Annotated in this window: 15 protein-coding genes; 7 read left to right on the top strand and 8 right to left on the bottom strand. The window is 64.5% G+C overall.

Translation table 11 applies throughout. The annotated features are described in order from the left end of the window. Window positions 1–29: 29 nt before the first annotated feature. Genes AB5Y68_RS07980 through AB5Y68_RS07970 form a run of 3 tightly spaced genes read right to left on the bottom strand, consistent with a single transcriptional unit; the run spans window position 30 to window position 1,661 of the window. Complete coding sequence (locus AB5Y68_RS07980) at window positions 30–581, bottom strand: GNAT family N-acetyltransferase (protein ID WP_039040455.1); 552 nt, start codon at window positions 579–581, stop codon at window positions 30–32. Next, window positions 581–997, bottom strand: a complete 417-nt coding sequence (locus AB5Y68_RS07975; RefSeq protein WP_039040456.1) for a GNAT family N-acetyltransferase — start codon at window positions 995–997, stop codon at window positions 581–583. The genes AB5Y68_RS07980 and AB5Y68_RS07975 overlap by 1 nt, the downstream gene beginning before the upstream one ends. 28 nt (window positions 998–1,025) lie before the next feature. Beyond that, window positions 1,026–1,661: a Vat family streptogramin A O-acetyltransferase gene (locus AB5Y68_RS07970; RefSeq protein WP_039040457.1), complete on the bottom strand. Its 636-nt coding sequence runs from the start codon at window positions 1,659–1,661 to the stop codon at window positions 1,026–1,028. A gap of 222 nt (window positions 1,662–1,883) precedes the next feature. On the opposite strand from AB5Y68_RS07970, the gene AB5Y68_RS07965 reads away from it, so the two are divergent. Both AB5Y68_RS07965 and AB5Y68_RS07960 read left to right on the top strand, forming a co-directional pair. Next, entirely contained in the window at window positions 1,884–2,468 is a 585-nt protein-coding gene (locus tag AB5Y68_RS07965) for a hypothetical protein (RefSeq protein ID WP_039040515.1), read from the top strand. Between the two features lie 328 nt (window positions 2,469–2,796). Beyond that, entirely contained in the window at window positions 2,797–3,687 is an 891-nt protein-coding gene (locus AB5Y68_RS07960; protein ID WP_039040458.1) for a sensor domain-containing diguanylate cyclase, read from the top strand. Between the two features lie 75 nt (window positions 3,688–3,762). Here the strand turns inward: AB5Y68_RS07960 and AB5Y68_RS07955 are convergent, their stop codons facing one another. Beyond that, the gene (locus AB5Y68_RS07955; protein WP_010672675.1) at window positions 3,763–4,401 is read right to left on the bottom strand and encodes an exopolysaccharide biosynthesis protein; all 639 of its coding nucleotides are present in this window, start codon (window positions 4,399–4,401) and stop codon (window positions 3,763–3,765) included. A gap of 201 nt (window positions 4,402–4,602) precedes the next feature. Between AB5Y68_RS07955 and AB5Y68_RS07950 the strand changes: the two genes are divergently transcribed. Together AB5Y68_RS07950 and AB5Y68_RS07945 are read left to right on the top strand one after the other, a co-directional pair. Next, window positions 4,603–5,217 carry an outer membrane beta-barrel protein gene (locus AB5Y68_RS07950; protein ID WP_039040459.1) on the top strand — a complete coding sequence of 205 codons (615 nt, stop codon included), beginning with the start codon at window positions 4,603–4,605 and terminating at the stop codon, window positions 5,215–5,217. 54 nt (window positions 5,218–5,271) lie between these two features. Further along, window positions 5,272–5,793, top strand: a complete 522-nt coding sequence (locus tag AB5Y68_RS07945) for a GNAT family N-acetyltransferase (RefSeq protein ID WP_223929786.1) — start codon at window positions 5,272–5,274, stop codon at window positions 5,791–5,793. Here AB5Y68_RS07945 and AB5Y68_RS07940 read toward each other — a convergent pair. Further along, a complete protein-coding gene (locus tag AB5Y68_RS07940; protein WP_039040460.1) occupies window positions 5,774–6,079 on the bottom strand; it encodes a monooxygenase in 306 nt (101 codons plus the stop codon). The two genes, AB5Y68_RS07945 and AB5Y68_RS07940, sit on opposite strands and share 20 nt — an antisense overlap. Before the next feature lie 121 nt (window positions 6,080–6,200). Between AB5Y68_RS07940 and AB5Y68_RS07935 the strand changes: the two genes are divergently transcribed. Next, window positions 6,201–6,557, top strand: coding sequence for a helix-turn-helix domain-containing protein (locus AB5Y68_RS07935; RefSeq protein WP_039040461.1), 357 nt, complete (start codon window positions 6,201–6,203; stop codon window positions 6,555–6,557). Here AB5Y68_RS07935 and AB5Y68_RS07930 read toward each other — a convergent pair. The 3 genes from AB5Y68_RS07930 to AB5Y68_RS07920 all read right to left on the bottom strand — a co-directional run bounded on the left by AB5Y68_RS07930 (window position 6,529) and on the right by AB5Y68_RS07920 (window position 10,471). Then, a complete protein-coding gene (locus AB5Y68_RS07930) occupies window positions 6,529–7,566 on the bottom strand; it encodes an acyltransferase (protein WP_039040462.1) in 1,038 nt (345 codons plus the stop codon). The genes AB5Y68_RS07935 and AB5Y68_RS07930 overlap by 29 nt on opposite strands. A 176-nt stretch (window positions 7,567–7,742) precedes the next feature. Beyond that, window positions 7,743–8,363 (bottom strand): PepSY-associated TM helix domain-containing protein, encoded by a 621-nt coding sequence (locus AB5Y68_RS07925; RefSeq protein ID WP_039040463.1) that lies wholly within the window; start codon window positions 8,361–8,363, stop codon window positions 7,743–7,745. A gap of 65 nt (window positions 8,364–8,428) precedes the next feature. Then, complete coding sequence (locus AB5Y68_RS07920; RefSeq protein WP_039040464.1) at window positions 8,429–10,471, bottom strand: TonB-dependent siderophore receptor; 2,043 nt, start codon at window positions 10,469–10,471, stop codon at window positions 8,429–8,431. Window positions 10,472–10,742: 271 nt separating this feature from the next. On the opposite strand from AB5Y68_RS07920, the gene AB5Y68_RS07915 reads away from it, so the two are divergent. Both AB5Y68_RS07915 and AB5Y68_RS07910 read left to right on the top strand, forming a co-directional pair. Continuing rightward, window positions 10,743–11,225, top strand: a complete 483-nt coding sequence (locus AB5Y68_RS07915) for a GNAT family N-acetyltransferase (RefSeq protein WP_039040465.1) — start codon at window positions 10,743–10,745, stop codon at window positions 11,223–11,225. A 470-nt stretch (window positions 11,226–11,695) separates the two neighbouring features. After that, on the top strand, window positions 11,696–12,433 hold the full coding sequence (locus AB5Y68_RS07910) for a bifunctional 2-polyprenyl-6-hydroxyphenol methylase/3-demethylubiquinol 3-O-methyltransferase UbiG (protein WP_039040466.1): 738 nt from the start codon (window positions 11,696–11,698) through the stop codon (window positions 12,431–12,433). Window positions 12,434–12,446 lie beyond the last annotated feature (13 nt).

Genomic DNA, 12,446 nt, shown 5'->3' with positions numbered 1-12,446 from the left:
AGGCTACAAATAAATTTTGCTCCCTCCTGTTAGCCAACATATGGCACAAGAAAAGGCGAGTAGATATGCGCATCAAGGGGCTGGTCATGAAGGAAAATGCGATTTCTGGCCCTGCACTCAAAGGTGGCACCAGCAGCAATGGCGACGACTTCGCTGGCGCTGTTGCCAATTCCCATCACGATCTCCAGCCGAAATAGTCCCAACTGCTGAAAGCCAAAGTCACGGAGCAGGGCGACCGCCTGTCGGGCGATACCGCATCCTTGGCGGGACTGGCGCACCCAATAACCGATATTGCCGTAGCGATGATGGGGCGACAGCTGGTTGATACCTGCGCCACCCAAGAGCTGGCCGGTGGTGGCGCAGAAAATGCCCATATCAAAGGCGCGTCCCGCCGCACGATCCTGATCGCAGGTGGCAAACCACCCTAGCGCCTTGTCCCGATTGAATGAGGGAGTGCACCAGCTCATCCATTTGCCGACCGTCTCGATGGATTCGTGGGCCGCGCGGACAAACTCGTCGGCATCGGCAGATTCGAACGGGCGGATCACGATATTGGCGTTGGCAAGGCGCGGGAGTGTCATCACTTGTCCTGCTTTTTCAGGAAGTAACTGATATGCCCCGGCGGCATATCGGGCAGCTGGCCAAAGACCTCGTAACCCTGCTTCTGGTAGAAGGGGAGGGCCTGAAAACTGGTGGTTTCCAGATGGTAGTTGGTGATGCCCTGGCTTTGGGCGTACTGCTCCATGGCGCCGAGCAGGCGGCCGCCCCAGCCGTCGCGGCGGATGCGTTCGTCGAGCCAGAGCCAGTCGACGTGCAGCCAGCCCCACTTGATGTCGGCGATGATGCCGCCGTGAACCTTGCCCTCTTCATCCTTGATAAAGCTGGCGATCCGCTCGCGCAGATGGGTGCCGGCGTGATCCTTGTTGTAGCCCGAGAGACCAATGCGCAGCGCTTCGATCTCATCGTCCTGAGGCGGTTGGGGTGGGGTGAGTTGCATAGTGCTTCCTGCTTGATGGTGGTTGTCTCTAACGGGTTGCCGCTTCCAACGCGGCTATCTCGCCGCCGCTGATGAGCGGCAGGTTGCGGCTGACCTGCTCTACCGGCCAGTCCCACCAGGCGATGGCGTTGAGACGGACGATGGTGTCGTCGTCGAAGCGGTAGCGGATCACTTTCGCCGGGTTGCCACCGACTACGGCATAGGCGGGCACGTCGCCGGTGACCACGGAGCGGGCGGCGATGATGGCGCCGTTGCCGACTTTGACCCCTGGCATGATCAGGGCGTCATAGCCTATCCAGACATCGTTGCCGATGACGGTATCCCCCTTGTAGGGGAGGCTGCCCGGGGCGGGGGCGGCGCTCTCCCAGCCGTTGCCGAAGATAAAGAAGGGGTAGGTGGAGAAGCCGGAGGTCTGGTGGTTGGCGCCGTTCATGATGAACTTCACCCCGCGGGCGATGGCGCAGAACTTGCCGATGATGAGCTTGTCGCCGATGAAGGGGAAGTGGTAGAGGACGTTGCGCTCGAAGCCCGCCGCATCCTCCGGATCGTCGTAATAGGTGTAGTCACCCACCTCGATATTGGGTCCCTTGATGGTGTTCTTGATAAAGCACACCTGGGGGAAGCCGTTCATGGGGTGGGGGTTGGCGGGATCGGGTCCGTGCATGTGGGCGCCTCTGGAATCGGGTCTCAGGCTACCCTAACGGAATCGGGTGGAGCCTTGCCACCCTTTTGTGCCCTCCGCTTCGCCAGTCTCTGTCGCCCCCTGCCCATGTGTGCATCGACCCGGGGAGGGTTTGTCTCTAGCATGGAGGGGCGGCGGAGTCTGGCTCCGTCAAAGTGGATGATGGACGAAGTGCGCCTTGCACACTTCTGGCGGAGAGAAAAGATGAAGCTGCGTTCCTTGTTGATGGTGGGTGCCCTGCTGCTGGGCGGATGTGCGGTCAATCCCTATGGGGGGACGCCTGCGCCGGTCGGCGAGCCGGACAAGCCGGTGACCAAACCAGAGAAACCCGTGGCCGAGCCTGATAAGGCCGAGCCGGTGCCTGCCCCCAAACCCGTGGCACCGACGGGGCTGGCGGTCGCCCTGGCCGATGACTTCCTGAAGGCCGCCGATGTGCAGGCACTGGCGGGCAGCAGCCCGGTACTGCTGCTGATGGCGCCCCAGAACGGTACAGGTGAAGCCTTCAGCACCCAGCCCCTGGCGGTGGCCATGATCCAGCGCATTCAGGCCAATAGCGGCTTTCGTTTCGCAGACCCGGGCCAGGTGGCGGCCATCACGGGTCAGCTCGAATACCAGCAGGGGGGCATGAACCCCGCCTCCCTGGTGCGTCTGGGTCGCCAGACCGGGGCGGGTTACATGCTCTACGGGGATCTCCTCTCTGAAGGGGGCCGCTACCGGCTCGCCATGAGCCTGATGGATCTCAAGAGCGGCGAACTGCTCTGGAATGCCAGTCGATCCGCAGCCCGCTGATGTCGGCTCGCCGGATCCCTCTTGACCGGGATCCGGCCTTGCCCCCCTTGTCCGGGGGCGGGAATGCCCCTGTGGCGCCCCTGACGTCACAGGGGTTGGCATGTCGCACTGCCTGAGGGCAAAAAAACCTTCCTGACTGTCTGACAATTCTGGTTCTGACAGCATCCCCGATTGCTACCATTCACTTTGCCGGAGGCTTGTCCGGTGAACACGTCACCGACCGCATCCTTCCCGCCCGGCAGGCAGCTTTCTGCCCCTGTGCGATACTCCATGAGTCTTGTATAACAGGAGTACAGGGACCCACTCCCACGGATAGCAAGGAGCTCGGATGGCGCTCTCAGTGGCACAACTCTACGAAGTGATGGCCCAGTTGCCGGATCCCGTCTTCATCCTCAGCGAAGATGGCTACTACATCGAGTACATCGGCGGGATGGAGCAGCAGTCCTACCAGAACGGCAACCCGCTGATCGGCAGACAACTGCTGGACGTGCTGCCCGAGGACAAGGCGCAGTGGGTGATGGCGCAGGTGGCTCAGGCCCTCGCCAGCGGCCAGGTGCAGGTGGTGGAGTATGACCTCTCCCCTGCCGAGGTGGACGGCATCGACGCCGACGCCGGGCCCCAGGGAATGCAGCGTTTCGAGGGCAAGATAGCGCCCTTGCCCTCTTTATATGAGGGGAAGCGGGCGGTGGCCTGGATGACCCGCAGCATCACCCGCCAGCACGAGCTGCAACAGCGGCTCAAGCGGCTCGGGGAGACGGATCAGCTCACCGGCCTCTACAACCGCCACTTCTTCTTCGACCAGTATCACCACAGGGTGCAGGGGCAGCATCTCACCGGCCTCATCATGCTGGATCTCGATCACTTCAAGCAGATCAACGATCGCTTCGGCCACCAGACCGGTGACAAGGTCTTGTGCCGGGTCTGCGAGTGCGTCTCCGCCCAGTTGCGAGGGGAGGATCTCTTCGTGCGCAGCGGCGGCGAGGAGTTTCTGATCCTGCTGCCGCAGATAGACGAGGGGATATTGCTGAAGGTGGCGGAGCGGATCCGCGCCGCGGTGGCGGCCCTGGCGCCGGATCCGGCCCCCGTGACCGTGAGCCTGGGCACCACCCTGATCCGGCCGGGCGAGGATCTCGGCACCGTGCTGGCCCGGGCGGACGAGTGGCTCTATCGGGCCAAGCGGGGCGGGCGCAACCGGGTGGCCCACGCGGGGGATCCCTGAAAAGCGGCCTGGCCTGCAACGAAAGAGGGCGACACTGTGTCGCCCTCTTTCGTTTATCTGCGTCTTGGCGCCGTCTCAGCCAAACAGCGTCGAGATGTTCTGCCCCGCCATCAGCAGGCCGATGGCCAGGGCGCTGAACCAGACCAGGGTGGCGGCGACCAGGGCATAGCCGAGGGCGACGAAGAGACCGTCCCGCTGCAACATGCCGATGGCCAGCAGCAGGATGGCCCAGGCGGGCATGGCGTTGGTGAAGGGAATGGCGCCCAGCGGCAGCATCAGCAGCAGAGCGGCCAGCATGATGAGAAGGCCGTTGCAGCGGTTGATGGTCACGCTGCCGGTCAGGATGAGCAGGCGCGGGCGGATGAAGCGGTCGATGCGGGCCAGCAGATCCGCCCCCTTGTGCAGGGTCGGCTTGAGGTGCTCGGCGGCGAAGCGGCGCTCCATCAGGAAGGCGGGCAGCCAGGGCACCCGGTTGAGGGTGATGCCGATGCCGATGAAGAGGATCAGCAGGCCAAAGGGGGTGCTGACGCCGGGAATGGAGACCGGCAGCAGGAAGGGAACCGTGAGCAGCACGCAAAACAGCAGCATGCCCTGTTCGCCCACCAGGGCCAGCATCTGGCGCAGGCTGATGTGGCTCTCCTCGATGGCGTGGGCGGTGGCCCTCAGGGTATCGGAGAGCGTGCTTTGGGGGTCGTTGAGTTGCGCGGCAACCATTCCTGAGATCCTCGTCTGTTGATGCCACTGCTGTGGCGCCGCCAGCTTACGGGGGCGAGGTTAATCCCGGATGAATAACCCCGGGGAGCACAGATTTTTCCATCGGGAGCGGGGCAATGGGGCTGGTACAGCCCCCGTCCAGTGTGGGAGACGGGCGCTCTGATATGCTTTGCGCAGGTCTTTTCACCAAAGGATGAGCACATGAGAGGAGCGATGGGGATGGTGCCGGGGCTGCTGCTGCCCCTGGCGGGCTGGGCAGCCGAGCCCCCGGCGACGGGCTGGCAGCTGACTCCCTTTGCGGGATACAGCTCGGCCATCGACTTTCGGGCCATGGACGAGCCGGCCCCCACGCCGCACGGGAGCGACATCGACACCCTGCAAGGGGAGCGCTCCGGCAGCTGGGGGCTCTTCATCAGCAGGGAGGTGGATGACCCCGGCATGGTGGAGCTGCTCTACAGCCACCAGTCGACCCGGGTGTCCCCCGAACTGCCCGACAGGCTGACGGTGGACACCCTGCAGTTTGCCGGGGCCCTGACCCTTTCTGACCACCTGATGGCCCCCTATATCGGTGCCGGGATAGGGGTCACCCGCTTCGATGCCTACGACAGCGAGACGGCCCCTTCCATGTCCCTGGCCCTCGGGGTGCAGCCGCGCCTGACCGAACATCTGGCTGTGCGGGCCGAGGTGCGCGGTTATGGTGCCCTGGTCAACGACGACAGCCAGTTTCTCTGCAACCCCGAGATCTGCGCCTTTCGGGTGCGAGGGGAGCTGATCACCCAGTGGCAGGCCAATATCGGCTTGACCCTGAGGTTCTGAGCCTCATGATGGGACTCCTTTGACCAGACAAGGCGATACGACTCCGTGCCATCCCTGCCCCGTGAACTGCCCGTACTGCTGACCCCAAGGGGGCGACTGCGCCCCTTCGATGGGCGGGATGCTGCCGATCTCTTCGCCATCTACGGGGATCCCCTGGTGATGCGCTTCGTCGGGGAGCCGCCGTTTCCCTCCCTTGCCACCGTGTCGCAGATGCTGGCTAGCGTCGAGCGGTTGCTGGCTGGCGGCGAGTCGCTGGAGTGGGGGCTGGTGTTACGCGGCAGCGGCCGCCTGGTGGGCACCTGCGGCTTGCACAGCTTTGCGGCCGGCGCCAGCCTGCGCCAGGCGGAGGTGGGCTGCATGCTGGCCCGCAGCCACTGGGGACAAGGTCTGATGGGGGAGGCGCTGAGCGCCCTGATCGCCTATGCCCGCCAGCTTGGCATCATCACCCTGCTTGCGGATATCGAACCGGACAATCTGCCCAGCCAGCGGCTATTTGAGCGGCTGGGCTTCATCTGGCAGCAGGATACCTGCTACCGGTTGCTGCTGGGCGAGGAGATCACACCAGACCGCGCGTGACGCGGCTGAGGGGCTCGTTGACGTCGAACACCTTGTACTGCACCGCGCTGGCGCCCATGGCGAGCACCCGCTGCTCATGCATGGTGGCGTAGGCGAGGGCACTCCCCTCATCCTCGAACAGATAGATGCCGCCCGCCTCGCCGGTGCGCGGGTTCTCGGTCCAGATCTTGGAGATGAAGCCGGGCTCCCGGGTGATGGAGTCGGCCAACGGCATGGCCGCAGCAGTGAGGGCCGGTCCCATCATCTCGGCGGGGAAGTTGAAATGGATCTGCAGCAGGCTGGGCATGATAAACCTCTCGTGGGCGTTGATTGACGGAATCCGCATCATAGGAAGCCGGCATCTTGGCTGCAAGAAGGCACATTTTCGTGGCATAGTTACCGCAAAGTAACCACTCGCGAGCCATACCGTGCCCTCACTGCCCTGTCCCGCCTATCAGGTATTGCGCCTGCTGACCGGCAAATGGAAGCCGGCCATTCTGTTTCATCTGCGCGAACAGACCCTGCGCTTTGGCGACTTGCGCCGCTGCCTGCCCGAGGTGAGCCAGAAGGTGCTCACCGCCCAGCTCAAGGAGCTGGAGAGCGACGGTGTCATCATCCGCACCCTCTACCCCGACGTACCGCCCAGGGTGGAGTACTGTCTGAGCCCGCTTGGCGTCGCCCTGATCCCCCTGCTCCAGCAGATGCACGATTTTGCGCTGAACCACGTTGATCTGCTGGCTGGTCAGGGGCCTGTTTCTAGCGAGCCCGCAGCAACCAGCGGCTGAGGGCGGTGGCCGCCAGCAGTCGGTAGCCGAGCAGAGTGAGCGCCAGCAGCGCGGGTACCTTGAGGAGTTCCCACCACACCTGTTTGCCCTGGGGGCCGAAGATCATCAGCCACACCACCAGCATCATGTGCAGACAGTAGAGGCCGAGCACCTTGGGGGCCTGGCGCTCCAGCCAGCTGCCTTTGCCCCATGCGGGGTTGGCCAGCAGCAGGCCGAACAGCCCCAGCGCCCAGGGGAGCGAACCCAGCAGGAAATCGTGACGAGCGAGGGGGACGGCGGCAATGCGCAGCAGACCTGCGGCCTCCAGGGCATAAAGCCCCATCCCCGCCATCATCATCAGGGCGCAGCGCCTGGCGTCCGGCTGCCAGGCACGCAGGCGCAGCTCGGCGCCGAGAGCCACGAACAGCAAGGAGAAGAAGGGGCCGTTGCGGGTCAGCAGGGCCCACTCGCCCCCCGGCAGCAGCGGGCCATAGGAGCCGCCGATCAGGGCCAGGCCGTAGAGCAGGGCTCCCAGCAGCAGGGCCAGCCTCGGCAGGCGGGCCTGCTGGCAGAGCCCCAGGATCAGCACCGCCACCATCAGGGCGGGCAGGAACCAGAGGTGGATCATGCCGCCCACCCACCAGACGTTGAGATGATCCCCGAGCTGCATCTGCCACTGGCCTGCCATGGCGGGCAGGTAGCCCTCGCTCACCGCCGCGAGCGGGTTGAAGGGTATCAGCACGTAGAGCAGGCTCCACGCCAGCCAGAGCCCCAGCAGGGGTCGGCAGTAGCGCAGTGCGACCGTCAGCGGGTGGCCCGCGGCGAGGGCGGGTTGCAAGAAGTAACCGGCGCACAGGAAGAACAGCGGCACCGCGAAGCGGCAGAGCTGGTTGATGACGGTCCCGACCAGAGGGTAGGGCGTGCCGTCCCACAGGGCGGGGTCGAAGGGGTTGCTGAAGGGGGAGAGATGGATGGTCATCACGGCCAGGATGGCCACCACTCGCCCGCATTCGATGCTGGAGATGCGCATGATTCCTCGTGGCGTTCGGGAGCTGGGCGCACCCTATCAGCCGCAGGTGCTCCCTATCCAGCCGCCTGGTCGCCAACTGTGACCCCCATCGGCGGCCGGTTACCCTTTGTTACCCGAGGTGCGGGCAAGGTTACCGCCGCCGGGAGCGGGATCCCGTTTTGGTGTCGGTAAAAGGGCTAGAGCAGGGCCACCAGCACGGTGATCAGGGCGCCCAGCAGCAGCAGGGTGATGCCGCGATCGGCGGGGCCGTGCAGCTTGTTCCACATCAGCAGGCTGGTGAGGGCCAGCAGCAGCATGGCCAGGGCCGCCAGATCTCCCACCAGTTGCCAGGGCAGGCCGGTGCCCATGCCACGGTGCAGCCGGTTGAGGCTGGCAGCGAAGTTGGCCTGCTGCAGCTCGGTACGCACCAGCAGAGTGCCTTCCACATAGCTGGCGGCCACGCTCTGGCTGAGGGTGACACCGCGCAGCTCCCAGCGGGCCGGCAGGGTGAGGGCGCCGGATGGTGTGGGTAGGGTCTGGGGCGGGGTGATCTGGGGTCGCCCCTCCTCGAACATGTCTGCATAACGCTGTTGCAGCAGGGCTTTCAATTCATCCGGGCTGGCTAGCGGCGTGCTCAGTACTATCTCTTCGCTCGATTTGGCGGTGTGGGGACCGGGCAGGGGCAGCACGGCCCTGTGTTGCAGCCAGAGGCCGGTGAGGCCGTAGAGCAGCATCAGGGTGAGGGTGGCAAAGCCGGCCCAGGCGTGGATGCGGCGCACCCACTTGTTGTTGTGCAGGGGGAGTTTTCTGCGTGTCATCGTTCGGTGCTTCATAACAATCTGGCCAGCGAACGCTGGCCAGAGGGGTCGGTAAACAGGGAGGATCAGAAGCGGTAGGCGGCGGTCAGGTGCAGCTGACGGGGCGTGCCCGGCATGATCTGGGCCGCGCTGGTGGCGCTGACGAAGTAGTCGTGATCGGTCAGGTTCTCCACGCTCAGCTGGGCTTCCCACTGGGGCCAGCGATAGCCGGCACGGGCGTCGAAGCGGGCGTAACCGGGCAAGGTGGTGGTGTTGGCGTTGTCGGCGAAGCGATCCCCCACCGCCGTCATCCCGGTCTCGCCGAACCAGCCCTGCTTGCCGCTCTGGTAGCCGGCGAACAGCTGGCCGTTCTGGCGGGAGACGTTCATCGGTCGCTTGCCTTGCAGGTCCGCGTCTGCCTTGACCTGCTCGGCATCCTGGATGGCGACGCCGCCGCGCAGATAGATCTCGTCGGTCAGCTGGGCACGGGCGCTCAGCTCGATGCCGTCGGTGCGCTGCAGACCGGTGAGGATCACCCGGGTGGGATCCAGCGGATCCTTGCTGCGCTTGTTGTACATCTCCAGCCGGTAGAGGGAGAGGGTGGTGGCGAGGCGGCCGTTCAGCCAGTCGCTCTTCACGCCCCCTTCATAGAGCCGGGTGTGCTGGGGATCCAGGTTGTTGTTCTTGTCCCCCGGGGTGATGCCGATAAGCTCACCGCCCACCGGGGTGAAGGTCTTGCTGTAGGAGGTGTAGAAGGCATGCTCCTCGATGGGGTTCCACACCAGGCCCAGGCGCGGACTCAGGCTGGTGACCGAGAGGGTCTCTTCCTTGTCGAGGTCGTTGCGGCGGCTGGTGACGGTGAAGTCGTCGCGGCGCAGGCCTGCCAGCAGGTGCCAGTCGCCCAGACTGAGCTGATCCTGCACATAGAGGCCGACACCGCGTACCCTGTGATGGGCATCGCTGGAGAGTTTCATGGCGCCGTCGTAGGTGGGCAGGGAGCCCGGATCATAGAGGTTGCCTGCCGGGATCGGGTTGGCGTTCTGGTAGAGCTTGGGGGTGCGATCCTGCCAGCCCTGCTCCAGGCCCACCAGCAGACGATGGGCGATGGGGCCGGTTTGCAGCTGGCCTTCCGCCTCGGTGTTGCTGGTGAGGCTGCTGGCCTTGAGATCCTGCTGCCAGCGGGCGCGGGTCACCTTGTCACCCTTGACGCTGGTGACATAGGTATTGTCGAACTGGCTGTCGAGGGTGGTGTAGCCGAGCTGCTGGCGCAGTTGCCACTGATCGTTGATGTCCCAGGTGAAGCGGGAGCGGGTGGACTGGGCCACATCGTCGATGAAGTCGCGGCGTGTGTCGCTGTAGACGCTCTCGATGGGGACATCCGCCGGGCGACCATCGACGCCGGGAATGCCGCGATCCGGGGTGCGATCGTGCTCGTTGCGCTCGTACTGCACCAGCCAGTTCAGGGTGTCGGTGATCTCCCAGTTGACGGAGGGGGCCAGCAGGGTGCGCTTGCTGGTCACGTCGTCGCGAAAGCTGTCTTTGTCTTCCTGGGCCAGGTTCAGGCGCACCTGTACCCGCTCTCCTGCCTCGCCGTTGAGGTCGGCGGCGAAGCGTCGGCTGTCGAAGCTGCCGACCTGGGCGCTGACGCTGGAGGCCTGCCCCTTCTGGGGAACCTTGCTGACCCGGTTGACGATGCCGCCCGTGCTGCCACGGCCGTAGAGCACGGCGGCGGGGCCCTTGAGCACTTCGACCCGCTCGATGTTGCCAAGGTCGCGGGTGTATTGCATGTCGTCGCGCAGGCCGTCGAGGTAGAAGTCGTTGCTGGCGCTGAAACCGCGGATGGTGACGCCGTCAAAACGGGTGTCGCCGCTGGCGTTGACGCCAGGGATGCCGGTCAGGGCTTCACTCAGGGTGGGCTGGCCGAAGGCGGTCAGCTCGCTTGCCTTGACGGTCTCGATGCTCTGGGGCACCAGCTTGGCCGGGGTGGCGGTACGGGTCGCGGTGGCGACCTCTTCATGTTGGCTGCGTTTGCCGACCACGGTCAGGGTTTCGTCTTCGGCACGGGGGCTGGTACAAACCGCCAGCAAGGCGACGCCCAGCAAGGCGCGCGGGGAGTTGGAATGGTTCATCTGGGTGTGACTCTTTGTCGACCAATCGGCCTGAACTTGTTGATTTAATTGTAATTATTGATTTCTCTCATCGCGAGAGGTTGCTAATGATATTGATTTTCATTTGCCTTGCAAGGAGAAGATGCAAGAAAAAGAGATCATTGGCGGCAGGCACTGAGGGGGCTGGAACCTCGGGGAAAAGGCCGGGGGAACCTTGGTTCGGTTCGGAGGGGACGCTACCATGGTGGCCTCGCGCCTTGGCGCACCATCCGGCACACACAGGGAGATAAACATGGTCGAGATCATCAGGGCGGATCTGCACAACCCTCGCCACGGCGAGGCGCTGATCGCGATGCTGGACGAATACGCCAGGGACGAGATGGGGGGCGGCAATGCACTGGCGGACGAGGTGAAGGCGAATCTGGCCGACGCCCTGGCCGCGCGACCCGGTGCCCATGTGCTGCTGGCCTGGGTCGATGGGGAGCCCGCTGGCGTTGCCACCTGCTTCGAGGGCTTCTCGACCTTCGCCTGTCAGCCGCTGCTCAATATCCACGACGTGGCGGTGCACCCTGCCCATCGCGGCCAGGGCATCGGCAAGCGGCTGTTGGCGGAGGCGGAGCGGCTCGCCCGGGAGCTAGGTTGCTGCAAGCTGACCCTGGAGGTGCTGGAGGGGAACAAGGTGGCCCAGGCTGCCTATCGTGCCAGCGGCTTTGCGGGTTATGAGCTCGATCCCGAGGTGGGCCGGGCTATGTTCTGGCAGAAGAAGCTGGGGTGAGAGGGTCGGCAAACATGATCTGCCGGGCTTGCCTCTGAGACTCCTGTCCCCTAGAGTGGCACCAGATTTTTCAATGTGTTGATGGAACCGGCCCGGCCGGGTGAGTGACATGACCCTTTATGCTTCGGATCAGCGAGTGACCCGAATGAACTCCGTACAGTTGCGCACGATGAAGCATTGTCCGGAGCCGGTGGAGGCCCAGACCTCCCATCCATTCATCGTGCAGTGACGACCGGATCTCGCTACCTCGCGGGAGCCGTGACCTTGCCGCACGACTGAACCAAGGCCATAGACGTTGCCTCGTCTATGGCCTTTTTTGTTGCCCCGCAGCCAGGCTGCGGGTGCGAGACAGAGCAGAGGCCCGCCCGGGTCTCTGCTTTTTTTATGGTCTGTCATGACCGACGGGTATGCTTGGCAAGGGCCGGGTCGTTGGCCAGAGAGGCTGACCATCTTCAAGAGGAAACAGTGCAATGTCACAAAATATCTATGACGAACCAGGGTTTTTTGAGGGCTATGCCCAACTGCCACGCTCCCTTCACGGGCTGGCGGGGGCGCCGGAGTGGCCGGCGCTGCAAGCCATGCTGCCGGATCTTGCCGGCAAGCGGGTGCTGGATCTGGGCTGCGGTTATGGCTGGTTCTGCCGGGCAGCCAGAGATCTCGGGGCTGCCGATGTGGTCGGTATCGATCTCTCCGCGAAGATGCTGGCCCGTGCCGCCGAGCTGACCCGGGATGAGACCATCCGCTATCGGCAGGGGGATCTGGACGGTTTTGCGCTGTCCGATGAACCTTTCGATCTCATCTACAGTTCCCTGGCGCTGCACTACCTGCCCGAGGTGGCGCCGCTGTTTGCGGAGATCCACCGTGCGCTGGTGGCTGGCGGCAGCCTGGTGTTCTCGGTGGAGCACCCCATCTTCACCTGCCCGCAGCCGCAAGGCTGGCTGGTGGATGCAGAGGGACGCCGCTCCTGGCCCATCAACGGCTATCAGGCGGAGGGCAAGCGGGTCAGCAACTGGCTGGCGGAGGGGGTGATCAAGTATCACCGCACCCTGGGCACCTACCTCAATGCCCTTGTCGCCGCCGGGTTCCAGATCCGCCGCGTGGAGGAGTGGGGGCCGACGGCGGCGCAGATTGCGGCCAACCCGGCCCTGGCGGAGGAGGCGGAGCGCCCCATGCTGTTGCTGGTGTCGGCGTACAAATCCCTGGCCTGACGCAATAAAAAAC

It is taken from the genome of Aeromonas sp. R6-1 (assembly GCF_040908165.1).
GTDB lineage: Bacteria > Pseudomonadota > Gammaproteobacteria > Enterobacterales > Aeromonadaceae > Aeromonas > Aeromonas caviae.
This window is presented reverse-complemented; position numbering and strand designations above follow the sequence as displayed.

Coding starts and splice junctions, on each gene's coding strand:
- AB5Y68_RS07980 (WP_039040455.1), bottom strand. CDS start 581: ATGACACTCCCGCGCCTTGCCAACGCCAATATCGTGATCCGCCCGTTC.
- AB5Y68_RS07975 (WP_039040456.1), bottom strand. CDS start 997: ATGCAACTCACCCCACCCCAACCGCCTCAGGACGATGAGATCGAAGCG.
- AB5Y68_RS07970 (WP_039040457.1), bottom strand. CDS start 1,661: ATGCACGGACCCGATCCCGCCAACCCCCACCCCATGAACGGCTTCCCC.
- AB5Y68_RS07965 (WP_039040515.1), top strand. CDS start 1,884: ATGAAGCTGCGTTCCTTGTTGATGGTGGGTGCCCTGCTGCTGGGCGGA.
- AB5Y68_RS07960 (WP_039040458.1), top strand. CDS start 2,797: ATGGCGCTCTCAGTGGCACAACTCTACGAAGTGATGGCCCAGTTGCCG.
- AB5Y68_RS07955 (WP_010672675.1), bottom strand. CDS start 4,401: ATGGTTGCCGCGCAACTCAACGACCCCCAAAGCACGCTCTCCGATACC.
- AB5Y68_RS07950 (WP_039040459.1), top strand. CDS start 4,603: ATGAGAGGAGCGATGGGGATGGTGCCGGGGCTGCTGCTGCCCCTGGCG.
- AB5Y68_RS07940 (WP_039040460.1), bottom strand. CDS start 6,079: ATGCCCAGCCTGCTGCAGATCCATTTCAACTTCCCCGCCGAGATGATG.
- AB5Y68_RS07930 (WP_039040462.1), bottom strand. CDS start 7,566: ATGCGCATCTCCAGCATCGAATGCGGGCGAGTGGTGGCCATCCTGGCC.
- AB5Y68_RS07925 (WP_039040463.1), bottom strand. CDS start 8,363: ATGACACGCAGAAAACTCCCCCTGCACAACAACAAGTGGGTGCGCCGC.
- AB5Y68_RS07920 (WP_039040464.1), bottom strand. CDS start 10,471: ATGAACCATTCCAACTCCCCGCGCGCCTTGCTGGGCGTCGCCTTGCTG.
- AB5Y68_RS07915 (WP_039040465.1), top strand. CDS start 10,743: ATGGTCGAGATCATCAGGGCGGATCTGCACAACCCTCGCCACGGCGAG.
- AB5Y68_RS07910 (WP_039040466.1), top strand. CDS start 11,696: ATGTCACAAAATATCTATGACGAACCAGGGTTTTTTGAGGGCTATGCC.